Below are 25,309 nucleotides of genomic sequence, written 5' to 3' on the forward strand. Positions count from 1 at the left end.
AAACCCCGATCGAAATTCGATATCCGGAATGGAGAAATATCATCCACGAACGTGCATTAATAAGGATATTAAAAGTTCGATAGTGCGAACCGTGGACCGATCGTGTCACCACGCACCGCTTATATACTACCAAGACCATAGATACCGTATGACACGGTTACTCCTGGGGCTGCTCGGCGCCCTCCTCGCGGCCCTGCCGGATCGAACGCTCACCGTTTACGAGTCGGTCGCGTTCGAGTCGGCCGGCGAGGCGACCCCGAAGCCCTGGCTCGAATCGGCGATCCGGACCGAGGGGATCGCATACGTCGCGATCGCCCTCATCGGCGGCCGGCCCTACCGATGGCTGGCGACGCTCGTCGGCGTGATCGGAACCGTCGTCCTCGCCGCCCCGCACCGCTACCTCGACGCCGGCGCGTCGGTCGCCTACGACCGTTCCGGGGACCTCGAGTGGTCGGACCGGTTCGTCTCCGTGGTTCGCGCGATCGGCGCGGGTTGCGTGCTGTTTGCGATCGGCGTTCGGCGGCGGCGAGACGGGAACACGTGAGCCGTCTTGCCGTCAGGATCGAGGGTGTCCGTTCCTATCCCTACTCAGGCCTTCTATCCATTCGCCGTCACTCCTCACTAACCAGTGACGGAAGGCGTGAATCGAATCCCCTGTTCGGGTCCGCATAGTGGATGCGGTAGTACGCCGTCTCGGATTCGAACCGCCATTCGACGTCAAGGGTGGGAGTAGCCGGTCCCGTCGGTGGTGAGATTCTGGCGGGATCGATCCGCGCTCGAATCGATCGTTTGCGAATGCCGTCCGGTTCGTACGTGACGGTGGTGACCACCGGATATCGTTGCAGGACGTCCTTTAGCCCCTGATAGGTCGAGCTGTCGATCGTTCCTGACAAGCCCATCGTCGTCACACCGGCACGACGTCCCGATCGCTCGCCCAGTCGTACTCGTTGAGGGCAGCACGAACGATGGGGATCCGGTCGTCGAGATGCTCCCAGTCGGCGGCGACCTCACGCCGCTCCTCGACCTCGTCGGGGTCGTCCACGTCCGCGATGCTTGCCCGAAGCTCGCCCGGCGTCTCCACGTCGTAGGTCGCTTTCCACGCCGCGATCTCGGACTGCATCGATTCGAGGACGTCGGTCAGCTCTTCACGGTCGTGTTCACGCTGTAGCGCCGCGACCTCGCGGTAGGTCGCCATCAACCGATCGACGCAGTATAGCGATCGATCCGCCCGTTCGATCCGACGAAGAACGTCGTCCTCGACGAGCTGGTCGAGGTATTTTTGAGCGGTTTTCACGGAGACGCCGGTCTCCTCGGCGACCCACGCTGGGCTCCGTGGTGTTCGAAGCGTCCGCGCGGCAGCTCGTACCCGGTCACCCCGAGTCATCGCGTCGCGAGCGTGATCGTCGCTCGGTTCGGTGTTATCGGACATAAGATCGAATAGACCGTTATTGAATATATATCTATTGTACTGGATATTAGTAACCGACGATCGAGGACGCGGGATCTCCAAACGCATACCGCCTCCCTCGAAGCCGGAACGTATAAGAAACAGAAGCCCACACTCACGCCCGTGCCGACCGCCGCGTCCATCCGGAGCACGACCCCGCCGCCAGCGACGCGGCTCTTCTCGAAAAAACGCGTGTGAAACGCCCACCGGCGGGAGTGGCGACCCCGTCCCGGGCGGCCCCCGACCTGACCACACAGCGACGCGTCCGCGAGCGCGTCGCTGATCCTCGATCCGACGATCACCGACCGATTCCAACCGACCGATCCGCAGTACGGACGACCGACCCGAACCACGACTGATCGACCCGACCCGCGACCGACGCGAATACGACCGACCCGACCCGCGACCGACGCGAATACGACCGACCCGACCCACGACCATACCACGACCCACCACACGATCCCACGATGACAACCACGACACCCTTCGAGGGCGTGATGCCCGCGATGACGACCCCCTTCGACGAATCGAACGAGATCGACCACGACCAGCTGGCCGCCAACGCGCAGTATCTGGAGGCCGCCGGCGTCGACGGGCTGGTGCCCGTCGGCTCGACCGGCGAGTCGGCCACGCTCACCCACGACGAGCACGTCGACGTGATCGAGACGGTTTCGGCGGCCGTCGACGACGTCCCCGTGATCGCGGGGACCGGCTCCAACAACACCGCGGAGGCGCTCTCGCTGTCCCGGCGCGCGGCCGACGCCGACGCTGACGGCCTCCTGCTCATCTCGCCGTACTACAACAAGCCCGAACCCGAGGGCTTTGACGAGCACTACACCGCGATCGCCGACGCGGTCGACCTGCCGCAGATCGTCTACAACGTCCCCTCCCGAACCGGCCGGTCGATCCCGGTCGACGTCACCGCCCGCCTCGCCGAACACGAGAACATCGTCGGCTACAAGGCGGCCTCCGGCGACCTCGGCCTGATAAGCGAGGTCCTCGAGCGAACCGCCGACGAGGAGTTCGCGATCCTCTCGGGCGACGACGGGCTCACCCTGCCGATCCTCTCGATCGGCGGGACCGGCACGATAAGCGTCGTCGCGAACGTCGAGCCCGAGCGCACCTGCGCGATGGTCGGCGCCGCGCTCGCGGGCGACTACGAGCGCGCCCGCGCGATCCACCACGAGCTCTCGCCGCTGTGCCGGGAGCTCTTCGTCGAGACGAACCCCATCCCGGTCAAGGAGGCGATGTCCATCCGCGACCGCGGCCGGCCGCACGTCCGGTCGCCGCTCACCCGCCTCTCGGGGGAGCATCGCGACTCGCTGGCCGACCTGCTCGCGGAGTACGAGACGGCGGCCCCCGGCGAGATCGGTCCGCTGGCGACCGAGGAGGCGTCGCGATGAGCGAGGGCGCCGAAGCGAGCGAAGCCACGGACGCCGACCGGGCCGACCCGCTCCGCGTCGCCGTCACCGGCGCCGGCGGGCGGATGGGCCGCGAGGTGATCGAGGCGGCCGTCGATCGCGAGGGGCTGACGGTCGCGCTGGCGGTCAACCGCTCGGAGACCGAGCCCGTGGCGGGCGTCGCCGTCGACCCCGCGGACGAGTTCGCCGACCGCATCGCCGCGGTCGAGCCGGACGTCGTCGTCGACTTCACCGGCCCCGACTCGGCGGTCGCGTACGCCGAGGCCTGCGCCGCCGCCGGCGTCCCGCTGGTCACCGGAACCACCGGCTTCGACGACGACCAACTGCGGGCGCTCCGCGACGCGGCCGACGCCGTCCCGGTGCTGAAGGCCGCCAACTTCTCGCGGGGGATCGCCGCGCTGCGCCGCGCCGTCCGGGAGGCGGCCGCGGCCCTGCCCGACGCCGACGTCGAGGTGACCGAGACCCACCACAACGGGAAGCGCGACGCGCCCTCGGGCACCGCGAACACCCTTCTCGACGACATCGAGGACGTCCGCGCGGACCTCTCCCGGGACGGTCGCGTCCACGGCCGGGAGGGCGACGCGCCCCGCCAGCCGGGGGAGATCGGCGTTCACGCCCGGCGCGCGGGCGACGTCACCGGCGAACACGAGGTGCTGCTCGCGGGCACCCACGAGGTCCTTGAGCTCACCCACCGGGCCGGCGACCGCGGCGTGTTCGCCGCCGGCGCGCTCGACGCGGCCGTCTGGCTGGCCGACCGGCCGGCCGGCCGGTACGACTTCGGCGACGTCATCGACGACGCGTGAGCCATCAGCTCGGCTCCCGACCGCGACTCCGACGAACCCGCTCCCGACCGCTCTCCGAACCGACGCATAAATACCCGGGCTCGATAACCGATCGCGTATGACACTCGAAGCAGACGTCAACGACCTCTGGCGACGCTCCGAACAGGGACTCTCGGCCGACCAGACGACCGCGGACGACGAGGCGGTCCTCGACGACTTCCTCGCGGCCCTCGAGGCGGGGGAGGTCCGCGCGGCCGAGAAGACGGGATCCGACGTGACCTCCTGGGAGGCGAACGCCTGGGTGAAGCGGGGGATCCTCCTCAACTTCGGGCTCCGCGAGACCGAGGGGCGGTCCTACGGCGACGTCACCTACTACGACGTGCTCCCGCTGCGGGAGACCGCGGATCTGGGCGAGCGCGGCACCCGAAACACGCCCGACGGCACCGCCATCCGGCGCGGAGCCTACCTCGGGAGCGACTGCATCATGATGAGCCCCTCGTTCGTCAACGTCGGCGCGTACGTCGGCGACGGGACGCTCGTCGACTCCTGTGACACGGTCGGCTCCTGCGCGCAGATCGGCGCCAACGTCAAGCTCGGCGCCAACACGCTGATCGGCGGCGTGCTCGAGCCGGTCGAGGACGCGCCCGTGGTCATCGAGGACGACGTCTCCCTGGGCGCCGGCTGCCGGGTCACCTCCGGGTTCCGGATCGGCGAGCACTCGATCGTCGGCGAGAACACGCTGCTCACCCCCCGGATCCCCGTCTACGACCTCGTCGAGGAGGAGGTGATCTTCGGCCACCTCCCCGCGAACCGCCGCGCGTTCACCCGGATGGTCGAGTCCTCCGTGAGCGACCACGACCTCTTCGAGGGCGGCGCCTACAAGCCCGCCGTCGTCGCGACCGACGTCGAGGACGAGACCCTCGAGGCCACCCAGCGGGAGGAGGCGCTTCGGGAATGAGCGACCCCACCCCCGAGGACGCATCGCCGACCGCAGGGACGGACGACGCCACGACGCAGTCGGGGGCGACCCAGTCGGACGCGACCCGATCGAGCGCGGCCCGGTCGAACGCGACCGACTCCGCCGAGTCGCGAAACCCCGCGGTCCGTCGGCTCGCCGACTGGGACGCGGACCGCCTCGGGACCCTCGCCGACCGGTACGGCACGCCCCTGTACGTGATCGACCGCGACCGCGTCCGGGAGAACTGCGCCCGGCTCCGCGACGCCCTCCCCGACGCCGACGTCCGGTACGCCGTGAAGGCCCACACCGGGCAGGCGGTCCTCCGGACCGTCGAGCGCGCCGGCCTCGCGGCCGAGTGCGCCTCCGCGGGCGAGCTGGAGCGCGCGCTCGCGGCCGGCTTTCCCGGCGACCGGCTCCACTACACCGCGGTCAACCCGCCGGCACGCGACCTCGACCGCGTCGTCGACCGCTGGCGCGAGCATCCCGAGATCACGATCACCGCCGGCGCCGTCGACACGCTCGACCGGCTGGCCGAGCGCGGCTTCGACGGTCGGGTCTGTCTCCGGGTAACCCCCGGCGTCGGCGCGGGCCACCACGAGAAGGTCCGCACCGGCGCGCACGCCAAGTTCGGCGTTCCCTACGACCGCGCCGCGAGCGTCGTCCGCGAGGCGACCGACCGCTTCGAGGTCGTCGGGATCCACGCCCACGCCGGCTCCGGGATCGACGCCGCGGGACTCGACCGCCACCGCGAGCTCGTCTCCCGGATGGGCGCGTTGGCACGCCGGCTGGTCGCTCCCGAATCGGAGGGCGTCGAGGACGCCGGCGCGGATCCGGTTGCCCTCGAATACGTGGACGTCGGCGGCGGCTTCGGCGTCCCCTACCGCGACGAGGAACCGCCGCTCGACCTGTCCGCGGTCGCCGCGGCGACGCGCGAGGCGTTCGAGACGGCGCTCGGGGACGCCGGAGCGTCGACCGCCGGGGACGCCCGGAACGACCACGATCTCGACCTCGTGGTCGAACCCGGCCGCTACGTGGTCGCCGACGCCGGCGTCCTCCTGACGCGGGTCAACACGGTCAAGCCCGCACCCGAGACGACGGTCGTCGGCGTCGACGCCGGAATGACCGACCTCCTCCGCCCCGCGATGTACGACGCGTTCCACCCGATCCGGAACTGTTCGGCCGAGACCGGTGCTGCAACCGAGACCGACGGTGAGGTCGAACGGGACGACCGCGAGACGGTTCCCGTCACGGTCGCCGGCCCCATCTGTGAGACCGCGGACGTGTTCTGCGAGGACCGACCGCTCCCGGCCCCGAAGCGCGGCGACCTCCTCGCGATCGGGATCGCGGGCGCCTACGGCTATGAGATGGCCAGCCAGTACAACTCCCGCCCGCGGCCGGCCGAGGTCGCGATCGGCGCCGAGAAGGATGCGTCCGCCGGCACCGATACAGGCTCGGATGCGACCGACTCCGGCCCGACCCTCGTCCGGGACCGCGAGACGATCGCGGACGTGACCGCCGTCGAGCGCCGGGCCGGCTACGAGGGGCTCGCGGCGCTCGAGGACCCGGCGCGTTCCGCCCGCGGGACGAACGCCACGGAGGACGACCGATGACCGAACCGATGAGCGTCCCGTTCCGGAAGTACCACGGCACCGGCAACGACTTCCTCGTCGTCGACGAGACCGACGCCGAGCGCTCCGGGCTCTCGGAGTTCGCGGACCGCCGCACGTTCGCGATCGCCCACTGCGACCGCGAGACCGGCGCCGCCTCGCCGGGCGAGGGCCGTCGCGGCGCGGACGGCGTGTTGTTCCTCGGGATCGAGGACGCGGTCGACCCGACCCGCGTCACGATGTCGCTCGTCCAGCCGGACGGCTCGACGGCCGCGATGTGCGGCAACGGTGCGCGCGTCGTCGCCGCCTGGGCACGCGACCGCACCGGCGAGTCCGAGTTCGTGATCGAGACGCCCGCCGGCGACCGGCGCGCGACGGTCGACGCGAACGGCCGCGACGTCACGATCGAGATGGGGATCCCGCGGTTCGACCCCGACGGCGTCCCGGTCGACCGCTCGCGTGCGGCCGATCCCGCGGTCCGGGATGACGACCCGGACGCGCCCCTGCTCGAGACCGAGATCGAGGGGCTGACCGTCTCGGCGGTGAACACCGGCGTCCCGCACGCGGTGGCGTTCCTCGATGACGACCGTGACGGCGGCAACCTGGCCCTCGATGACGTGGACCTCGATGACGTGGACATCGACGACGTGGACCTCGAGGCGGTCGCCGAGCCGGTCCGTCACGCCGACGTCTTCCCCGAGGGCGCGAACGTGAACCTCGCCCAACGCGTCGAGTACGTCCCCGGCGACGGGTCGGCGGACGACCGCGAGTTCGACGGGCTCGTCCCCACGTACCGCCAGCGCACCTTCGAGCGCGGGGTCGAGGGCGAGACGCGCTCGTGCGGCACCGGCGCGGTCGCGATCGCGGCGGTCGCCCGCCGGACCGGACGCGTCGACGCCGAGACCGTTCGCTCGCGCCCGCCGGGCGGCGAGCTCGAGATCACGGTTCCCGAGGAGGGCCCCGCGACGCTCTCCGGCCCGGTCGTCGAGGAGGGTACCGGCGAGCTTCGATCCCGCCCCGACGTCGATCCCGACCGGGTCGCCGACGCTGCACCCGCGGTCGATCCGGGCGGAAAGCCAGGCATCGATTCGGGCGTCGACCCGAGCGTCGATTCGGACGCCGGCCCGAGCGTCGATTCCGAGGAGGAATCCGACCCACGATGACCGACCCGGACACGCCCGTTCCCGGGACCGACCCCGACCGGTTCGACCCGGTCGCGTTCCTCGAGGCGGCCGTGCGCCACCGATCTCACGAGGACGTCGACGAAATGCGTGCGTTCCTCGTCGAGACGCTGGCCGACCACGGCGTCGAGGCGACCGTCGACGCGGCCGGCAACGTCCTCGCGAGCAAGGCCGGGACCGACCCCGACGCCGGCCCGCACGTCGTCTGTAACACCCACATCGACACGGTGACGCCGCACGTTCCCTTCGAGCGCGACCGGCACGCGACGGTCGAGGGGGAGCCCGACGTCGACGTGATCCGCGGTCGCGGCTCCTGTGACGCCAAGGGGCCGCTCGCGGCGCTGCTCGTCGGGTTTCTCGCGACCGACCCGGACCGCGGGCGGCTCACGCTCGCAGTCACGCCCGACGAGGAGATCCACTCGCTCGGCGCCGCGGCGCTCACCGGCGGGCTCGACGGAGCCACCGACGAATCCGGGGAACCGCCGACCGAGCTCGACGGCGACCTGTATCTCGTGGGCGAGCCGACCGGCCTCGACGTCTGTACCGCCGCGAAAGGCCGGTTCGAGGGAACGATCGAGCTGTCCGGCGAGACGGCTCACGCCGCCGAGGACGCGGGAGCCAACGCGGTGGCGGCCGCGGAGCACGCGTTGGCGGCCGTCCGCGAGTTCGACGCGGACCGTGACCCGCACTCGCAGCTCGGCCCGGCGCGGCTCACCCCGACCGTGATCAAGGGCGGCGGCGCGACCAACCAGGTCCCCGACCGATGCGGGATCGTCGTCGACCGGCGGTCGATCCCCCCGGAGACGGCCGCGGGCTTCCGCGAGTCGCTCGAGCGTGACGTCCGGGCGGCCGTCCCCGCGGACGTCGGCGTGGCGTTCGAGCTCACCGACCGCGAGTCGCCGTTCCTCGAGGCCTTCGCGACCGACCCCGACCACGAGCTCGTCCGGCTGCTCGCGGACTCGGTCGCGGCGACGCGTCCGGACGCCGTGGCCGACCGCGGCGGTGACGTTCCCCGCGACGGAGATGACGCCCCACGCGGCGGCGCCGTCCGTCCCTTCTCGGCCGCGACCGAGGCCTCCTACTTCGCGCCCGCCCCCACCGTCGTCTTCGGCCCGGGCGACCTGGCGGACGCGGACGGCGCGGTGGCCCACGCCGACCGCGAGTACGTCCGCGTGCGCGAGGTCGAGTGGGCGGGCGAGGCGGTCGCGCGGACGCTTTCGGGGCTGCTCGAGGACGAGACGGCCGTCTCCTTATAAATGAGCGTCATCGGCCATATTCTTCGAAAGAACCGTCGGCCGTCTACTGATAAAGGCAGGCCGGTCCATCGACCGATGCTGTCGAGTTCAGCGTCGATCGATGCCGCCGCGTGCGGCGAGCGCTCCGACTCGATTTTAAATACCTTTTAAGCCGCGAACTTCCGCTCGAGGAACGCCACGAGCAGGTTCGCGGCCAGCCGCGAGGTGTTCCCGGCCGGGTCGTGGTCCGGGGCGACCTCCATCAGGTCGACCGCGCCGACGGCGTCGTGGCCCCCGAGGACCTCCATCGCGGTCAACGCCTGCGAGGCCGACAGGCCGGCGGGCTCGGGGGTGCCCGTCCCGGGCGCCACGCTCGGGTCGACGGAGTCGATGTCGAAGGTGACGTAGACCGCGTCGGTCCCGTCGGCGGCGGCCGCGACCGCGTCGCGGATCACGGCGTCCATCCCGCGCTCCTCGACCTCGGGCATCGCGAAGAGGTTGAGTCCGGTCTCCTCGGCGAACTCGAAGAACGCTGGCGACTCGTAGCCGCGGATGGCGACCTGGCTCACGTTCTCGTAGCTCGCGTACGGCGAGTCCGCCATCAGGTCCGTGCTGGAGCCGTGGAACTCCCGGCCGAAGATCGGACTCTCGGAGACGGTGTCGGTGTGGGCGTCGATCTGGACGAGTCCGACGCTGTCGTGGCCCGCGCCCTCCGCGAACCCGCGGAAGGCGGGATAGGTGCAGTAGTGGTCCCCGCCGATCAACACCGGGAACGCGCGCTCCGCGACGGTCGCGACATGGGCCGTGATGCTCTCGGCGGTCGTCCCCTGGTCCATCGGGAACACGGGGACGTCGCCGCAGTCGGCGACCGAGAGCGCGTCGAAGTCGACGTCCTCGCCCGTCCGCATGTTCGTCAGACCGCCCTTGTATCCGGAGAGGTAGGCCCACCAGCCGCTGGCCTCCCGAACCGCCCGCGGCCCGTACCGCGTCCCCGGCCGGTTGCTCACCGCCGAGTCGTACGGAACGCCGAGGACGCCGGCGTCGTAGCCAGCGACGTCCTCGACGTCGCGGTGGTCGGCCTTCAGGAAGGTCGGGATGCCCGCGTACGCGAACTCGATCGACGAGGCAGGGTGGTCCCCCCGGAACCGACCGGCCGGCGTCCGGTCGTCGCTCACGCGGATCCCTCCGCGACGGGGCGGGTCCGGCCGCGGGAGCGCACCGCGGTGCCGGTCCAGCTGCGGGAGCACACCGCGGCGCGTGTCCGGCCGCCGAGGCGATCGGTCGGCCGCGGTCGTGTGCGCCGTGCGTCGGTCGGTCCGGTCCGTGTCGTGGTCATTAGTGGAACACCGTTACCACCGTCTCGCGACGGAATCCGCATAAACCTTCCTCTCGTTCGGCATCGACGCGGCGTGTTCGAAGGCCGTCGACGTCGCGTGCTCGGAGGTCGTCGACGTGGCGTGTTCGGGAACGACGAGATCGGTTGTCCGAAGACCGTCGAAGTCTTGTAGGCCGTCCCCGTGGGACGGAACGATGGACCGCGACCTCGACGGGCGGACGTACGACCTGTTGTGGCTCGTCGACCGCCACGAGCCGGTCGGCAGCATCCGGCTCGTCGAACTGATGCGGCGTCACGGCTACTCGATCACCGGGCGGACGATCCGGCTCACGCTCGCCGACCTCGACGAGGCGGGACTCACCGAGAAGGTGCCCGGCAAGGGTCGTCGTCTCACCGCGGCCGGTCGCGCGGAGCTCGACCGCGGGAACGTCAGCAACCGGCTCGACCGCGTTCGGTCGCGCATCGCGACCCTGCGGAGCCGCGTGACCTACGACCCGATCGAGGATGCGGGGACCCTCATCGTCTCGAGCGCACTCGTCGACGCGGCCGACCTCAAGCCGGCGCTCGAGACGGTTCGGGCGCTGCACGCGAGCCCGTTCGGTCCGATCTCCGCGGCGGTCGAGCCGGCCGGTCCCGACGCGGACGATCCCGACGGTGCGGACGATGAGGGCGCCGATCGTTACCGGATCCTTGCCCCCTCGAGTCTCACCCTCGACGGGACCTTTCTGTCTCACGGGATCGAAACCGACCTGCGAACCGCGGGGGTTGCGGCCTATACGCGGGACTCCTCCCGAACTGCGGACGTATCGGAGGCGGACGTATCGGAGGCGGACGTATCGGAGGCCGAGATGTCGGAGGCGAACGACCACCGAGGCGGAACGATCGACCGGTACGTCGACGTGATCAGCGGCGAGGACGCCTCGGTCGACGTCCTCTCGCTGCTCGTGGAGGCGGGTCGCAGCGACGTGGCGCCGATCCTGGAGGGCGCCGACCGCGGCGTCCTCGTGGTCGACTATCGGGAGTTTCCGCTCACGCGTTTCGAGGAGGCCCGCGATCTCGCCCTCGCGACGCGGAACGCGCTCGGCGGCGTGATCGACGTCCGTCGTCCCCGCGAGGGCGGACCCTTCCCCCTCGGCCCGCCGGGCTGGGAGTTCGGGGCCGCGACCTACGGCGGAACCGGCGAGCTCGTCATCGCCACGCTGTCCGAGCGCGGGCTCTCGACCGAGTGGGAGACGCTGTACGGCACCGTCGACCGGAATCGGCTCGTTCCGACGGACCGGATCGATCCCGACGGGTCGTTCGACGTCGACCGATAGGGGCGGCCTTGGATAGCGGTTCCGAATAGCGGTTCCGGATAGCGGTAGCCGGAACCGCGGTGCGCAGGTGTTCGTTTCGGGTTCTCGACCGAGCGAGCGCCGCGGGCGAGCACGTCCCGGTCACCGCCGGCGAGCGCGTCTCGTGGTCCGTCGCGGAGCGAAACGCTTACATTTCATATGGTGGCAAAGACTTTCCATGTCATTGGTCGGCATCGACTTCGGCATCATCGTGCTCTACATGATCGGCCTGCTGGGCGTCGGCTACTGGGGATACCGGCGTTCGGACACCCTCGACGACTATCTGGTCGCCGGGCGGGACATCCCGATCTGGATGTACGTGCCGGTGATGTCCGCCGTCATCCTCGGCGGCGCGTCGACGATCGGCGGCGGCGGACTGGGGTATCAACACGGCGTCTCGGGCGCGTGGCTCGTCGTCTGGCTCGGGCTTGGCGTCGCGGCGATCGGGTTCCTCATCTCGACCGAGCTCGCGAACCTCAAGGCGTACACGCTGGGGGAGATCCTCGAACGGCGCTTCGACACGTACTCCGCGACCGTCGGCGCGGTCGTCGCCGGCATCTACGCGCTCACGATCGCGATCACGCAGGTGATCTCGATCGGAACGGTCCTGACGGCGCTGCTCGGCTACGAGTTGAACGCGATGATACTCGTCTCCGGGATCATCGTCATCGGCTACACCGCGCTCGGCGGGATGTTCTCGGTCACGATCACCGACTTCGTCCAGTGGATCATCATGACGGTCGGCGTCTTCCTGTTCGCGCTGCCGCTGGGCCTGCTCGAGGTCGGCGGGATCTCGGGGCTGACCGCCGAGCTCGACCCCTCCTACTTCAGCCCGACCGGCATCGGGATCGAGACGGTGATCAGCTACTTCCTGCTGTACTTCCTGGGAATCATGATCGGCCAGGACATCTGGCAGCGCGTCTTCACGGCCGACAGCCCCGAGACGGCCCGGATCGGGAACATCGCGACGGGCGCATACGCGGTCGTCTACGGGATCGCGACCGCGGTGCTCGGGATGATCGCGCTGGTGCTGTTCCCCGCGCTCGAGAACCCGGACCTCGCGCTGCCGCAGCTGGTCCTCGAGACGGTACCCACCGGCCTCTCGGGGCTCATCCTCGCCGGCTTCATCTCGGCGATGATGTCCACCGCCGACTCGGCGCTGCTCGCCTCGAGCACGCTGTTCACCAACGACGTCTACAAGCGGTTCGTCAACCCCGACGCCAGCGAGCAGCGATACACGTGGGTTTCCCGGGTCGGGATCCTCGTCCTCGGCGTCGGGATGATCGGGGTGGCGATCCTCATCGGCGACGTCGTCAACGCGCTCACCCTGGCGTACAACCTGCTGACGGGCGCGATCTTCGTGCCCCTGATGGCGGCGTTCTTCTGGCGCGGCGGTACCTGGCAGGGCGCCATCACGGCGATCCTCGGCAGTTCCGTCGTCGTCGTGTCGACGATGGCCGTCCACGGCTTCGGCTCGAACCGGCCGATCATCTACGGGCTCGTCGCCAGCCTCGTGCTCTTCGTGGGCGTCAGCCTGGTCACCGGCCCGCCGCCGCGCGAGAAGCTCGAGGCCTGGCTCGAGAGCATCTCCGACGAGCCGTCGCTCGAGTAAACGAGCCGTTCAGCGGCAGGGACGCAGATATCTCCGGTCCGCCATTGGTATCTCGCGTGTGTATACTCCTCAGCTACTTACAATTGCAATGGAAAATGTAACTACTACGCGGAATTCGACGTGCTAGTTATATTTATACCCCATATTTGTAAGTAACCGCTGCCAAGAGCAATTTTCCAACGGTGAGGTCCGCTCCGCGATCAGGTGGGGACTGTTCCGATCCGAAACTCCTTGCTCGACCCTATCCAGAGACACCATATGCCCGGCTCGCCCGACTCACCCCACGCGTATCGCGACCTCTCACAGCCGATCGAGACCGGAATGCCGACGTTTCCCGGCGATCCGCCGGTCGAACTCGCGCCGGCCGCGACGATCGAGGACGACGGCGCCGCGGTCCACGAACTGCGCTGCGGCAGCCACACGGGCACCCACATCGACGCGCCGAGCCACACCGAGCCCGGCGGGGCGACCCTCGACGACCGCCCGATCGGCGAGTACGTCTTCGACGCGCGGTTCATCGACGTCACGCTCTGTACGGATCGTGACGCCATCGGCATCGAGGCTCTCCCGGATCGCGACGTGCTCGCGGCCGCCGACGTCCTCGTGGTTCGAACCGGCTGGGACGCTCACTGGACCGACGATCGCTACCGCGACCATCCGTACGTGACCCCGGCGGCAGCACGACGACTCCGCGAGGCCGACTGCGGGGTCGCGGTCGACGCGCTCAATCCGGACCCCACGCCCTCCGAGAACGCCGGCAGTGACGCCGGCAGTGACATCGACGGCGAGCCGGACGGGTTCCCGGTTCACCACGTACTCCTCGGTGCCGATCTCCCGATCATCGAGAACCTCACGAACCTGGCCGGTCTCCCCGACCGGTTCACCCTGTACGCCTTCCCGCTGCCGCTTATAAATGGCGACGGCGCGCCTGTGCGTGCGGTGGCATATTGGTGAGGTGGAAGTGTCGGGAAACTGTTCGCTCAATGAGGACGTATTCGATATCCCCCTTGTGAACCGTCTCTCGGTCGTCACGGATCCGGGACGCGTGCCCTCCACCGATCCGCTTATGGTTCTTCCTCGTAACCTCTCGGCCGATGCGCGAAATATTCACGATGTGGCGTGACACGCGGATGATCATGCTCGTCGCCGTGGTCGCGGCGGTGTACGCGGCGGTGCTCATCCCGTTCCAGACCTTTCAGATCATTCCCGGCATCACCAGCATCCGACCGGCGAACGTCTTCCCCGTCATCTTCGGGATCATGTTCGGTCCCGCGGCGGCGTGGGGGTCGGCGATCGGGAACCTGATCGGCGACATCTTCGGCGGGACCTTCGGCCCCGGCAGCGTCGGCGGGTTCATCGGGAACTTCACGTTCGGCCTGCTCGGCTACAAGCTGTGGGGCAACCTCACCCCGCTGTCCTCGCGGGTCGAGCCCGACTTCCGCGAGAACGCCGGCGTCCAGCTGGCCGAGTACGTCGTCATCGCGGTCGCCGCCTCCGCGGCGTGTGCCGTGATCATCTCGTGGGTCGTCGACCTGCTGGGGCTCGTTCCCTTCGCCGTCCTCGGCCCGACGATCCTGATCAACAACACGATCGCGGCGGTCGTGCTCGGTCCGCCGCTTTTGTACCTGACGTACCCGCGGCTCAAGGAGATGGGCCTGCTCTACCCCGACCTGCTCCGCGCGGAGGACCTCTCGAGCGCCGGGTCGAACCTGAACCCCATCGCGGCGTGGGGGCTGGTCGTCGTGCCGCTGGTCTGGCTCGGCGTCGGGTTCCTCCTCAGCACGGGCGCCGGCGCCGGCCTCACGAGCGTCACCGCGCTCGGCGCGGTCGGTATCGTGGTTCTGGCCGCCTGCGCGGTCATCGTGGGCGAGCGACTCTCGACGATCGTCGGCCGGGCCTGATCCGGGCGTTGACGGACGTCGCCGTCGAACCCCGCTGACCGTCGACCGCGGTCGGCGCCGCCCCGACGATCGATCCGAGTCGAAACAGCTACCCGGGCGGCCTCGTTTTGGACAGATATCCAATGACGGACGAGGAAGACGGTATCGCGGCCCGGCTCCGAAACGTGGTCTTCTCCTACGACCGGGACGAGACGCTTCCCGACCCCGAGACCCTCGACACCACCGACGTCGACCCCGACGATCGCGAGGGACCCGTCCTCCGGGGCGTCGACCTCGACGTTCCGGCCGGCTCCTTCACGGTCGTGATGGGCGCCTCCGGCGGCGGAAAGTCCACGCTGCTCCGGACGCTCAACGCGATCATTCCGGACTTCATCACCGGCTCCTTCGACGGGGAGGTCGACGTGCTCGAGCGCGACGTCACCGCCACGCGCGTCAGCGAGATGGCGACCGACGTCGGGATGCTCCTCCAGGACTACGAGGCGCAGCTGTTCGGCACCAGCGTCGCGGCCGAGGTGGCCTTCGGTCCCGAGAACCTCGCGGTCCCGCCCGCGGAGATCGACGACCGGATCGACGACACGCTCCGGCTTGCCGGCCTGGAGTCACTCGACCGCCGACGGGAGCCCTCCGGGCTCTCGGGCGGACAGAAACAGCGGCTCGTCTTCGCGGGCGTGGCCGCGATGCACCCGCGGCTGCTCGTCCTCGACGAGCCGACCAGCGACCTGGACCCGTCCGGGACCCGCGAGCTGCTCTCGGCGATCGGCTCGTTGGCCGGCGCGAACCTCGACCGGAGTCCCGGCGCGTCCGAGACGGCCGTCGCCGCGGACGCGGACTGGGACGGTCCCGAGACGATCGTGATGGTGACCCACAAGATCGAGGAGGCGCTGCTGGCCGACCACGCGGTCCTCCTGCAGGGCGGCACCGTCTACCGGGAGGGGCCGGCCCGCGAGGTGTTCACCGACGTCGAGTCGCTGCGCGAATCCCGGGTCGCGATCCCGCCGCTCGTGGAGGCGTTCGACCGTCTCGACGTGCCGAACGAGGACCTGCCGCTGATCCCAGAGGAGGTTCCCGCGGCCGCCGCCGACCACGGGCTGACGTGGACGCCGCCGGCCCGGGCTGACGGGGAACCGTCGACGTCCGGGTCGGCGGGCACGACCGACGCGCCGAGTGCTGCTGGCCCCGCGGACGCTCCGGGCGCCCCGGCCGATACCGGAACGGACCTCGGCGACCCGATCTTCGAGCTGGAGGACGTCGTCTTCGAGTACGAGACCGACCGGGGGCCGGTCCGGGCCGTCGACGGGATCTCGCTGACGGTCCGGGAGGGCGAGGTGCTCGCGCTGGTGGGCCACAACGGCTCGGGGAAGACGACGCTCGCGAAACACCTCAACGGGCTCCACGAGCCCGACGCCGGCAGCGTCAGGTACGACGGCCGGGAGGTCGCGGACTACTCGATGGCCGGGATCGGCCGCGACGTCGGCTACGTCTTCCAGAACCCGGACCACCAGATCTTCGCGGACACGGTGCGCGAGGAGGTCGCGTTCGGCCCGGAGAACTTCGGGCTCGAGGGCGAGGAGCTCGACCGGCGCGTGCGCGAGGCGCTCGAGACCGTCGAGCTGGACGGCCTCGAGGAGGCGGACCCCTTCGCGTTCTCGAAGGGCCAGCGCCAGCGGGTCGCGCTCGCGGGCATCCTCGCGACCGACCCCGAGGTGATCGTCTTCGACGAGCCGACGACCGGCCTCGACGCGACCCAGCAGGAGCGGTTCATGCAGCTCGTCGCGAAACTCAACCGCGAGGAGTCGGTCACCGTGGTGATGGTCACCCACTCGATGGACACGGTCGCGCGATACGCTCCCAGAACGGCCGTGCTCAAGCACGGGCGGGTCGTCTTCGACAGCAGCACGCGAGAGCTGTTCGCCGACGCCGACCTGCTGGCCGACAACGACCTCCAGCCGCCACACGTCGTCGAGGCGTCCCACGAGCTGGCGAGCGCGGCCGGGATCGACGACGCGCTGCCAGCCCTGTCGATCGACGAGCTCGTGGCCGGATTGGAAACCGGCACGGCAGCGAATGGGAAAGAGACGGCGACTGACGCGGCGACGGAGACGGCAACTGATGCGGCGACCGATCCGGAGGTGGACCGATGAGCGCGACCTCGCTGTACGTCGACCGCGGGACGTGGATCCACCGGCTGGACGCGCGCAGCACCCTCGCGTTCGTGCTGGCGATCTTCGTTTCGGGATACATCTTCGACGACCCGCGGTTCGCGGCGGTCCCGCTCGTGGTGGCCTTCGTCTCCCTGGTCGCGGTCGGCGGGTGGCCCAACTTCAAGCGGCTCTCGCCGATCGTCGCCGCGCTGTTCGTCGTCGGGCTCGTCGTCTGGCCGCTGTTCACCGGCCCGGGCGGCCCGACCGTGATCGACCTCGGCCCGCTCGTGCTCTCCGAGCGCGAGCTGCTGTTCGCGCTGGGCCGCTCCGAGCGCATCGCCGTCTTCATCGTCGGCGGGCTGTTGTTCGTGACGACGACCTCGAACGAGGAGATCGTCAGCGGGATGCGCCAGCTCGGCGTCCCGTTCGCGTTCTGTTTCGCGGTCGGCACGGCGCTCCGGCTGTTCCCGACGTTCATCGACGCCGCCGGGACGGTCAAGCAGGCCCAGGAGGCGCGCGGACTCGACCTCTCGGACGGCAACCTGATCGAGCGGCTCCGCAGCTTCGTGCCGCTGCTCGTGCCGGTCTTCATGACCGCCTTCCGGAACGTCAACACCCAGTCGATGGCGCTTGAGGCCCGCGGGTTCGACACCCGCCGCGACCGGACCTTCTACGGCGCCAGCTCGATGGGCGGCGTCGACTGGGTCGTCACGGTCGCCTCCCTGGCCGTGATCGTCGGGGTCGTCGCGCTGCGGCTCGCCGGGTACGGTACTTTATAGACCATTTAAACCTCGTCCGCCTCTTCTCCCCCACCTCCGGCTTCTCCCCCTCCTCCTGCTTCTCACCCTTCTCCCGCTTCTTCCCCTTCTCCTGCTTCTCACCCTCCTCCAGCTTCTTCGGCTTCTCCTGCTTCTCACCCTCCTCCAGCTTCTTCGGCTTCCCCCTCAGTCGACGATTCCCTGGGAAGTTCCCGTCGCCGCGAGAGATACACGGGGATCACGATCAGGCCGCCGGTCGGGATCAGGATTCCCAGCCAGTAGATCTCCGGGTTCTCCAGTCCGAGCCGACGGGCGTCGAGGTAGACGATCGCGGCGATGGGAATCTGCACGACCAGGAGGGCGAGGAGAACGAGGACCACGAGTTCGGGCATTCCACGTCGGATGACGGCTCCCGACACAAAAACGGTGGCTTCCGGATTTATAAGGAATACCGACTATTCGAACGCCGATATTTAAAAGCTGCTCCCCTCGTGTCGCCAGTCGGTGGCGTACTCGCGCTGGGACTCGATCATCTCGTCGATCGTGACGTCGAGGGTCTCGAGCTTCCGCTCGGCGACCTTTCGGTCGAGCCGGTCCGGGATCGCGTAGGCGCCGGGGGTGAGATCGCGGGTCTCGACGATCAGATCGTAGGCGGCGACGAACATCATCGAGTGGGTCGTGTCGATCACCTCGGCGGGGTGGCCCTGGCTGTACGGGCCGGTGAGGTTCACGAGCCGCCCCTCGGCGAGCAGGTTCAGGTCGCGGCCGTCGGGCATGTGGTACCGGGTGACGCCCTCCTTCGGGGTCGACGTGTCGCTCGCGAGATCCTCGAGCGCGTCGACGTCGATCTCGACGTCGAAGTGGCCGGCGTTGGCGAGCTGGACGCCGTCGGCCATCGCCTCGAAATGCTCCTTCCGGATGACGTCGCGGTTGCCGGTCGTCGTGATGAACAGGTCGCCGACCGCGGCGGCCTCGGCCATCGACATCACGCGATGGCCGTCCATGTGCGCCTCCAGGGCCTTCCGGGGGTCGACCTCGGTGACGATCGTCTGGGCGCCCATTCCGCGTGCCTTACGCGCGATCCCGCGGCCGCAGTAGCCGTAGCCGGCCACGACGACGTCCTTGCCCGAGAGGATCGTGTTCGAGGTGATCGCGATGTTCGTGAGCGCGGACTCGCCGGTCCCGTGGACGTTGTCGAAGAAGTGCTTCATCGGCGTGTCGTTGACGGTGTAGACCGGGAACTCCAACACGCCCTCCTCCTCCATCGCCTCGACGCGGGTGATCCCGGCGGTCGTCTGCTCGCCGCCGCCGATCACGTCCGCCGCGACGTCGGGGTGGTCGGCGTGGACCTTCGCGATGAGCTCGCAGCCGTCGTCGAGGATGAAGTCGGGCTCGTTCTCGAGCAGCTCGTGCTGTTGGTCGTTGAACTCCTCGTCGGTCATTCCCTCCCAGGCGAAGGCGGTGACGCCGTCCATCGCGTCGAGCGCCTCGACGACGTCGCCGTGGGTCGACTGGGGCTCGCTCGGCGTAAAGAGCACGTCCGCGCCCGCGGCGTGCAGCGTCTCGACCAGGATCCCGCTTTTCGCCTCGAGGTGCGTCGCGACGGCCACGGTGTGACCCGCGAGGGGTTCCTCGTCGCCGTACTCGTCCTGGAACGACCGGAGGATCGGACAGTAGTCGCGCGCCCACGTCAACGGATCCGTCTGCTGACTCATATCCGGCCCATTCGCGCCGGCGGTCAAATAGCTGGCCACTTCCGGCGAGGACGACCTCGAAGCCGACCGCTTCCGGCGACGGGGCTGGTGAGTTCGATCAGCCGAACCGAGTCGCCGGACTCGTCCCCGATGGCGTCCGCAACGCCGATCGGCTGCGGATCACTCCTCGGCGGCGTCGACGACCTCGTAGCTCACGTTGCCCTCGCGGAGCTCGTCCGTGTGCGCCGACAGCCGGGTCGCGGTGGCGAGCAACAGCACGTCGAGTCCCTTGGTGGCCGCCTCCTGGACCGCCGCCGCGCTCCCGAACCGGACGTCCGGCTCCAGGTCCGCGTCGGTCGCGGCGACCAGCGCCTCGACGCCCGCGACCGCGAGCAGGTCGTGGTCGGCGGCAAGCTCCCGGAGCCGGTCCGGATCCACGGTCCGGCTCCCGCCGTCGCGCACGTGCGGGATCGACACGGCGGTGACGGTCCCGAGGTCGTACTCGACGACGCCCTGGAAGTTCGTGATCCCGACGTCGCCGCCGGCGTCCGCGTCGGTCACGGCGACCGCGGTCGCGCCGCCGGTGTCGCCGGCCATCGCCCGGAGCACGCCGTCGCGCATCGTCAGCGAGACGGTTTCGCCCTCGGCGACGTCGGTCGTGGCGATCGCGGTCTCCACCTCGACCTGTCCGATCACGTCCTCGGAGACGTGCTGGATGAACCCCCGAAGCTCCTCGGTCTGGGAGATCAGCCAGTCGACGCCCTCCTTGGTCACCTCGTAGCGCCCCCGGCCGTGTTTCTCCACGTAGTCCTGCTCGATCAGGTCCCCGAGATAGTCGCTGACCGCCTGGGCGGTGATGCCGATCGCGTCGGCGACCTCCCGCTGGTTGACCGCCGGCTGTCGCTCGGCGATCTCCACCAGGATCTGATATCTGGTGGCGTTGCGCTTGCTCCGAAGTACGCCGAACTCCTCGGACTCCGCCGCGTGGTCCGCCATCGTCGGACCTCCGGGCGGTGAACGCAAATATCTTTGGTCTATTCCGCCCACGTTTGCGCTCTCGACCCCTCTTCGCGCCAGTTAGACAAATGAATTAGTCCTAAAACAACCAAAATTGTTTTACGGTCCACCCGAGTTGTCTCCATCGATGGCACAGGTCTCGCTCCCACACGACGCGAAGGCCGGCCCGACGAAACCCGCGGTTCGGGCCGTCCTGCTGTCGAAGCTCGACCTCGACCCGACCGACCACCTCGCGGAGGTCGGGTCCTGCACCGGCGCCGTCACCGTCGAGGCGGCGCGCCGGGCGGGTCGGGTGACGGCGATCGAACGAAAGCCCGACCGGGCGGAAGTCACGCGGAAGAACCTCGCGGCGAACGGCATCGCGACGACCGTCGGCGCGGACGTCGGCGATGGCGGCGCGGACGTCGGCGATGGCGGCGCGGACGCGACTACCGAGTCCCGAGCCGACGTCGAGGTGCGGGAGACGGAGGCGCCCGCCGGGCTCCCGGCCGATGCCGACGTCCTGTTCCTCGGCGGCAGCCGCAACTACGAGGCGGTGCTCGACCACGCCGTCGAGGCCGGCGTGGACCGCGTGGTGATGAACGTCTCCCGGCTGGAGGTCGCCGGCGCGGCCGCGACCGCCTTCCGCGACCGGGGACTGCTCGAGGACGTCCTCCAGTTCCAGGTGAGCCACGGCTACGAGCTGGCCGGCGCGACGAGCTTCGAGTCGGACAATCCGGTGTATATGCTGGTCGGGGGAGCGGGCGACGGCGAGGGGATCGACCGATGACCCTCTACGGCGTCGGGCTCGGCCCCGGCGAGGCCGACCTCGTGACGGTCCGCGGGCGGGACGTCCTCGAGCGCGCCGACGTGGTCTACTCGCCCGGCCGGCTCTCGCGGTCGGTCGCGACCGAACACGTCCCCGAGTCCCGGATCGGCGACCTCGACTTTCCGATGACCCGCGACGAGGACGAACTCCGAACGGCCTGGCGTGAGGCCGCCGCCGAGATCGCCCCGCGGGCCCGCGACGGGACGGCCGCGTTCGTCACGCTAGGCGACCCCAACGTCTACTCGACGTTCGGGCACCTCCGACGGACGCTCGACGCGTTCCACCCCGAGGTCGATCTCGAGGTGGTGCCCGGCGTGAGCGCCGTCACCGCCTTCACGACCGCGCTCGGCGTCGAGGTCGCGGCGGGCTCGAGCCTGGCGCTCCGCGAGGCGGCCCGCGGCGCGGCCCCGACCGGCCCCGACCGGATGGTGCTGTTCAAGGTCACCGACGTCCCGACGACCCACCGGAAGCTGGTCGATTCGGGTTACGACGTGGTCTACGGCCGGCGGCTCTTTATGGAGCAGGGCGAGACGGTCGTGACGGACGATCCCGCGACGTTGTCGGAGCGGGATTACTACACGCTCGCGTACGCGGAGCGGCGCGACGTCGAGTTCGACCGACCGGCGACCGCGGCCTTCGAGTCCACGGACGACGCGGCTACGAACGCGGCTGCGGACGCAGCTACGAACGTGGCCACGGACGCAGCTACGAACGTGGCCACGGACGCAGCTTCGGACGCTGCGGGAACCGTCTCCGACGGCGGCGTTCGCTCCTCGGGGGACCTCGAACGCGTCGCGGAGGGTGGCGTTTCGACGGGCGACGTCCCGGATGACCACGCCTCCGTCGAGCTGGCCGAGAGCGAGGCCTGCGGCGACCGGCCGCTTGAAACGTCGGACCCGACCCCGGGTGCCGCGGATCTCGAGGGGACCGGAGGCGGTCGTCGATGACCGACCCGCAGGCGGCCATCGACGCCCAAACCGGCGAAACCGGCGGTTCCGGGACCGGACCGGATGCGGAGTCCCGGGATCCGCGGATCCACGGACGGACCGCGGGCGAGGTCGGGGACCTCGACGAGGTGATCCCCTTCATCGGGGCCGGCCCCGGCGACCCGGGGCTGCTCACGGTGACCGGCCGGGAGCTCGTCGAGGCGGCGGATCTCGTCGTCCACGCCGGGTCGCTCGTCAACAGCGAGCTGCTCGAGGCGTACTGCGCCGACGCCGAGCTGGTCTCGAGCGTCGGCAAGGACCTCGAGGAGCTGATCCCGCTGATGCGGGACGCTCACGAGGCGGGCCGGAACGTGGTCCGGCTCCACAGCGGCGACCCCGCGATCTACGGCGCGGCGCTCGAGCAGATGGACGCGCTCGAACACGAGGGCGTGCCCACCTCCATCGTGCCGGGGGTCACCTCGGCGTTCGCCGCCAGCGCGACCCTCCGGACCCAGCTCACGCTCAACGGCGTGGCCAACCACGTCGCGTTCACGCGTCCGCAGGGGAAGACGCTCGACCCCGACGACGACCACATCGGGGAGTTCGTGGAAATGGGCGACGTGACGACCTGCATCTACCTCGGGACCCACGCGATCGCCGAGACGATGGACCGGCTGCTCGCCGAGGGTCACGACCCCGACACGCCGGTAACCGTGGTCTACCACGCCTCCTGGCCCGACGAGGACGTGATCGAGGGCACGATCGCGACGATCGGCGAGGCGGTGGCGGACGCGGGCTACCGCGCCTCCGCGCTCGTGGTCATCGGCGACGCCGCCCGGAAGACCGGCTACGAGCGGTCCTACCTCTACGGCGACTGGGCGAACCGCGGCGCCGACGGGGAGGACGATTCCCCCGAGGCCGATGCGGACGAATCCCACGGGAGCGATACGGACGAGACGCTCGGGGCCGATGCGGGTGAGCCTTCCGGGGCCGACGTGAGCGAGGCGGACGACTAACGACGACTGATTCGACTGATTCACCGATGAGCACCGACGCAGACACGACGACGGACGACGCATCGACCGACGCGAACACTGACGCAGCGAGCGACGCGGACGCCGACGACTCCGGCGGCCACTGTTCGACGCCCGACTCGGACGGCGAGGTCGCGACGGAGATCGCGATCGTCAGCTTCGAGCGCAAGCTCGAGACCGCCGAGGAGATCGTCGCGGAGCTCGCGGACGACTACGATCGGATCGACGTCATCGAGTACCACGGCGACGTCTTCGCGGAGCACTGGGGCGAGTACGACTGCTTCGTGGGGCTGATGGCCTCGGGGATCGCGATGCGCAAGACCGCGCCCCTGCTCGACGACAAGTGGGACGATCCCGCGATCGTCGTCGTCGACGAGGAACTCACCTGGGCCATCCCGATCACGGGCGGTCACCACGGCGCCAATCAGGTCGCCCACGATCTCTCGCGGCTGGGCGCGGTCCCGGCGATGACCACCGCCAGCGAGGCCGCGGGCAAGCAGGGCGTCGAGAGCAAGGCGAAGGCGCTGGACAGCCACGTCGTCAACGGCGATTCGACGGTGGCGACGAACCTGGCCGTTCTGAACGACGAGCTGGGGCCGGTCGCCCGCCTCGACGGGCCCCGGGCGGTCCTCGTCGACGACGACGTGACCGTCCTCAAGCGGAACGGCGGAAGCGAGGGGAGCGCGGGCGGCGACGACGCTGCGGGTGACGGCGATGCCGCCGACGGTGACGCCCCTGGCGCGGCCGATCGCGTCGTGCTCGGCACCGGAACCGTCTCGGGCGTCCGCGCGGAGCAGGTCCTCGACGCCTGGGAGACGGCCCTCGAGGACCTGGATCTGGGGGTCGAGAACGTCGACTTCGTCGCGACCGGCACGCGCAAGGAGGGCGAGGAGGGCCTCTACGAGGCCGCGCGGGCGATCGACGCCGGCGTCGTCCTCTTCGAGCGGGAGACGCTCCTGGAGTTCGAGGGCCCCTCGCCCTCCCGGTCGAAGGAGCTGATCGGCTGGCCGGGGATCGCGGAGGCGTCCGCGATCGCCGGCGGCCGTGAGCACGAGCTCGCGCGCGAGAAGGAGCGCTTCGACGACGCCGTGACCGTGGCGGTGGGGCGATAGGATGGTCGCCAACGGATCGGGTGCGACCGACGCCGGGGCGACCGCCTCGGGAACGAGCGATGCCGAGGGAACCGACGCCGAGGCGACCGACGACGGAACCCTCTACGTCGTCGGGATCGGTCCCGGGCTCCCGCACGCGATGACCCAGCGGGCGCGGGACGTGATCGCCACCGCCGACTGCGTGATCGCCTCGAACCTCTATCAGGAGTTCCTGCGGCGCGACGGGACCCTCCCGCCGGAGAGCGCCGCGGTCGAGGAGGCGAACGCCGCGCCGGCCACGGACGGCGGCGACGGAACGGTCACGGACGGCGGCACCGGAACGGCGATCGACGACTCCGGAACCGTTCTGGAGCGTCCCGATGGGACCCGGCAGACGCTCGTCCGGTCGTCGATGGGGCGGCAGGTCGAGCTCGCGAAGGAGGCCTTCGAGCGCGTGCGCGCCGGCGAGGACGTCGCGCACGTCTCCGGCGGCGACCCCAACGTCTACGGGAAAAGCGACCTCCTGTACACGATGGCCGACGCCGAGGACGCTCGCGACGTGCCGATCGAGGTCGTGCCCGGCGTCACCGCGGCGCTCGGCTGTGCGGCCAACCTGGGCGCGCCGCTGTCGAACGACTTCTGTACCGTCTCGCTGTCGGACAAGTGGCGCGGCTGGGACGAGATCGCGGAGAAGCTGCGCGCGGCCGCGATCAGCGGCTTCGTGATCGTCTTATACAACTGTTGGCGCGATTACGAGCGCGCGATCGAGGTGATCCGCGAGGAGCGGTCCGACGACGTGCCGGTCGGCATCGTCAACGACGCCGGCCGCGGCGACGCGGGGCGCAACCTCGAGGACGAAACGCACACCATCACCACCCTCGGCGAGGCGACCGCACACGACGAGGAGGTCGGCGGGATGGGGACCTCCATCCTCGTCGGCACCCACGAGACGACCGTCTGGGAGAACGACCAGGGCGACCACCTCGTCACCCCGCGCGGCGGGCGTGACGTCGACGACTTTTAAAC

Annotated in this window: 24 protein-coding genes; 18 read left to right on the forward strand and 6 right to left on the reverse strand. The window is 69.9% G+C overall.

Going from position 1 to position 25,309, the window contains the following annotated elements; all coding sequences use genetic code 11:
• Window positions 1-148 precede the first annotated feature (148 nt).
• On the forward strand, window positions 149-544 hold the full coding sequence (locus tag BLV25_RS08910; RefSeq protein ID WP_021073403.1) for a hypothetical protein: 396 nt from the start codon (window positions 149-151) through the stop codon (window positions 542-544).
• A gap of 67 nt (window positions 545-611) precedes the next feature.
• Here the strand turns inward: BLV25_RS08910 and BLV25_RS08915 are convergent, their stop codons facing one another.
• On the reverse strand, window positions 612-908 hold the full coding sequence (locus tag BLV25_RS08915; RefSeq protein ID WP_176819465.1) for a hypothetical protein: 297 nt from the start codon (window positions 906-908) through the stop codon (window positions 612-614).
• Window positions 905-1,429: a DUF7342 family protein gene (locus BLV25_RS08920; protein WP_021073405.1), complete on the reverse strand. Its 525-nt coding sequence runs from the start codon at window positions 1,427-1,429 to the stop codon at window positions 905-907. Before BLV25_RS08920 ends, BLV25_RS08915 begins: the two co-directional genes overlap by 4 nt.
• A 485-nt stretch (window positions 1,430-1,914) precedes the next feature.
• Between BLV25_RS08920 and dapA the strand changes: the two genes are divergently transcribed.
• From dapA to BLV25_RS08950, 6 genes are all read left to right on the forward strand, one after another.
• The gene (gene dapA, locus BLV25_RS08925; protein ID WP_092732333.1) at window positions 1,915-2,850 is read left to right on the forward strand and encodes a 4-hydroxy-tetrahydrodipicolinate synthase; all 936 of its coding nucleotides are present in this window, start codon (window positions 1,915-1,917) and stop codon (window positions 2,848-2,850) included.
• The gene (gene dapB / locus BLV25_RS08930; RefSeq protein WP_021073408.1) at window positions 2,847-3,671 is read left to right on the forward strand and encodes a 4-hydroxy-tetrahydrodipicolinate reductase; all 825 of its coding nucleotides are present in this window, start codon (window positions 2,847-2,849) and stop codon (window positions 3,669-3,671) included. The genes dapA and dapB overlap by 4 nt, the downstream gene beginning before the upstream one ends.
• Before the next feature lie 97 nt (window positions 3,672-3,768).
• Entirely contained in the window at window positions 3,769-4,608 is an 840-nt protein-coding gene (locus tag BLV25_RS08935; protein WP_021073409.1) for a 2,3,4,5-tetrahydropyridine-2,6-dicarboxylate N-succinyltransferase, read from the forward strand.
• Window positions 4,605-6,218 (forward strand): diaminopimelate decarboxylase, encoded by a 1,614-nt coding sequence (gene lysA, locus BLV25_RS08940; RefSeq protein ID WP_092732336.1) that lies wholly within the window; start codon window positions 4,605-4,607, stop codon window positions 6,216-6,218. Before BLV25_RS08935 ends, lysA begins: the two co-directional genes overlap by 4 nt.
• Window positions 6,215-7,378, forward strand: a complete 1,164-nt coding sequence (dapF, locus tag BLV25_RS08945; protein WP_256335690.1) for a diaminopimelate epimerase — start codon at window positions 6,215-6,217, stop codon at window positions 7,376-7,378. The genes lysA and dapF overlap by 4 nt, the downstream gene beginning before the upstream one ends.
• Window positions 7,375-8,652 (forward strand): M20/M25/M40 family metallo-hydrolase, encoded by a 1,278-nt coding sequence (locus tag BLV25_RS08950; protein ID WP_092732339.1) that lies wholly within the window; start codon window positions 7,375-7,377, stop codon window positions 8,650-8,652. The genes dapF and BLV25_RS08950 overlap by 4 nt, the downstream gene beginning before the upstream one ends.
• Before the next feature lie 146 nt (window positions 8,653-8,798).
• Here BLV25_RS08950 and BLV25_RS08955 read toward each other — a convergent pair whose 3' ends face one another.
• Window positions 8,799-9,806 (reverse strand): agmatinase family protein, encoded by a 1,008-nt coding sequence (locus BLV25_RS08955; protein ID WP_092732515.1) that lies wholly within the window; start codon window positions 9,804-9,806, stop codon window positions 8,799-8,801.
• 355 nt (window positions 9,807-10,161) lie between these two features.
• Between BLV25_RS08955 and BLV25_RS08960 the strand changes: the two genes are divergently transcribed.
• From BLV25_RS08960 to BLV25_RS08985, 6 genes are all read left to right on the forward strand, one after another.
• Window positions 10,162-11,283: an NrpR regulatory domain-containing protein gene (locus BLV25_RS08960; RefSeq protein WP_092732342.1), complete on the forward strand. Its 1,122-nt coding sequence runs from the start codon at window positions 10,162-10,164 to the stop codon at window positions 11,281-11,283.
• Window positions 11,284-11,479: 196 nt separating this feature from the next.
• A complete protein-coding gene (locus BLV25_RS08965) occupies window positions 11,480-12,913 on the forward strand; it encodes a sodium:solute symporter (protein WP_039400497.1) in 1,434 nt (477 codons plus the stop codon).
• Between the two features lie 258 nt (window positions 12,914-13,171).
• Entirely contained in the window at window positions 13,172-13,867 is a 696-nt protein-coding gene (locus tag BLV25_RS08970) for a cyclase family protein (RefSeq protein ID WP_092732345.1), read from the forward strand.
• Between the two features lie 140 nt (window positions 13,868-14,007).
• Entirely contained in the window at window positions 14,008-14,814 is an 807-nt protein-coding gene (locus tag BLV25_RS08975) for a QueT transporter family protein (protein ID WP_021073417.1), read from the forward strand.
• A gap of 122 nt (window positions 14,815-14,936) precedes the next feature.
• Window positions 14,937-16,955, forward strand: coding sequence for an ABC transporter ATP-binding protein (locus BLV25_RS08980; protein ID WP_092732348.1), 2,019 nt, complete (start codon window positions 14,937-14,939; stop codon window positions 16,953-16,955).
• Window positions 16,952-17,734 carry an energy-coupling factor transporter transmembrane component T family protein gene (locus BLV25_RS08985; protein ID WP_021073419.1) on the forward strand — a complete coding sequence of 261 codons (783 nt, stop codon included), beginning with the start codon at window positions 16,952-16,954 and terminating at the stop codon, window positions 17,732-17,734. Before BLV25_RS08980 ends, BLV25_RS08985 begins: the two co-directional genes overlap by 4 nt.
• Window positions 17,735-17,868: 134 nt before the next feature.
• Here BLV25_RS08985 and BLV25_RS08990 read toward each other — a convergent pair whose 3' ends face one another.
• From BLV25_RS08990 to BLV25_RS09000, 3 genes are all read right to left on the reverse strand, one after another.
• Window positions 17,869-18,105, reverse strand: coding sequence for a hypothetical protein (locus BLV25_RS08990; protein ID WP_092732351.1), 237 nt, complete (start codon window positions 18,103-18,105; stop codon window positions 17,869-17,871).
• A gap of 81 nt (window positions 18,106-18,186) precedes the next feature.
• On the reverse strand, window positions 18,187-19,428 hold the full coding sequence (locus BLV25_RS08995; RefSeq protein ID WP_092732354.1) for an adenosylhomocysteinase: 1,242 nt from the start codon (window positions 19,426-19,428) through the stop codon (window positions 18,187-18,189).
• Between the two features lie 159 nt (window positions 19,429-19,587).
• Window positions 19,588-20,403 (reverse strand): DUF7839 domain-containing protein, encoded by an 816-nt coding sequence (locus BLV25_RS09000; protein WP_092732357.1) that lies wholly within the window; start codon window positions 20,401-20,403, stop codon window positions 19,588-19,590.
• A gap of 148 nt (window positions 20,404-20,551) precedes the next feature.
• Here BLV25_RS09000 and cbiT point away from each other — a divergent pair, with 148 nt between their 5' ends.
• Genes cbiT through BLV25_RS09025 form a run of 5 tightly spaced genes read left to right on the forward strand, consistent with a single transcriptional unit; the run spans window position 20,552 to window position 25,307 of the window.
• The gene (gene cbiT / locus BLV25_RS09005) at window positions 20,552-21,193 is read left to right on the forward strand and encodes a precorrin-6Y C5,15-methyltransferase (decarboxylating) subunit CbiT (protein WP_092732361.1); all 642 of its coding nucleotides are present in this window, start codon (window positions 20,552-20,554) and stop codon (window positions 21,191-21,193) included.
• Window positions 21,190-22,179: a cobalt-factor II C(20)-methyltransferase gene (locus BLV25_RS09010; RefSeq protein ID WP_092732364.1), complete on the forward strand. Its 990-nt coding sequence runs from the start codon at window positions 21,190-21,192 to the stop codon at window positions 22,177-22,179. Before cbiT ends, BLV25_RS09010 begins: the two co-directional genes overlap by 4 nt.
• Window positions 22,176-23,174: a cobalt-precorrin-4/precorrin-4 C(11)-methyltransferase gene (locus BLV25_RS09015; protein ID WP_092732367.1), complete on the forward strand. Its 999-nt coding sequence runs from the start codon at window positions 22,176-22,178 to the stop codon at window positions 23,172-23,174. Before BLV25_RS09010 ends, BLV25_RS09015 begins: the two co-directional genes overlap by 4 nt.
• Window positions 23,175-23,200: 26 nt before the next feature.
• A complete protein-coding gene (gene cbiG / locus BLV25_RS09020) occupies window positions 23,201-24,304 on the forward strand; it encodes a cobalt-precorrin 5A hydrolase (protein ID WP_092732370.1) in 1,104 nt (367 codons plus the stop codon).
• Window position 24,305: 1 nt separating this feature from the next.
• Window positions 24,306-25,307 (forward strand): precorrin-3B C(17)-methyltransferase, encoded by a 1,002-nt coding sequence (locus tag BLV25_RS09025; protein WP_092732374.1) that lies wholly within the window; start codon window positions 24,306-24,308, stop codon window positions 25,305-25,307.
• Window positions 25,308-25,309: the final 2 nt, after the last annotated feature.

The organism is Halopenitus persicus (genome assembly GCF_900107205.1).
GTDB lineage: Archaea > Halobacteriota > Halobacteria > Halobacteriales > Haloferacaceae > Halopenitus > Halopenitus persicus.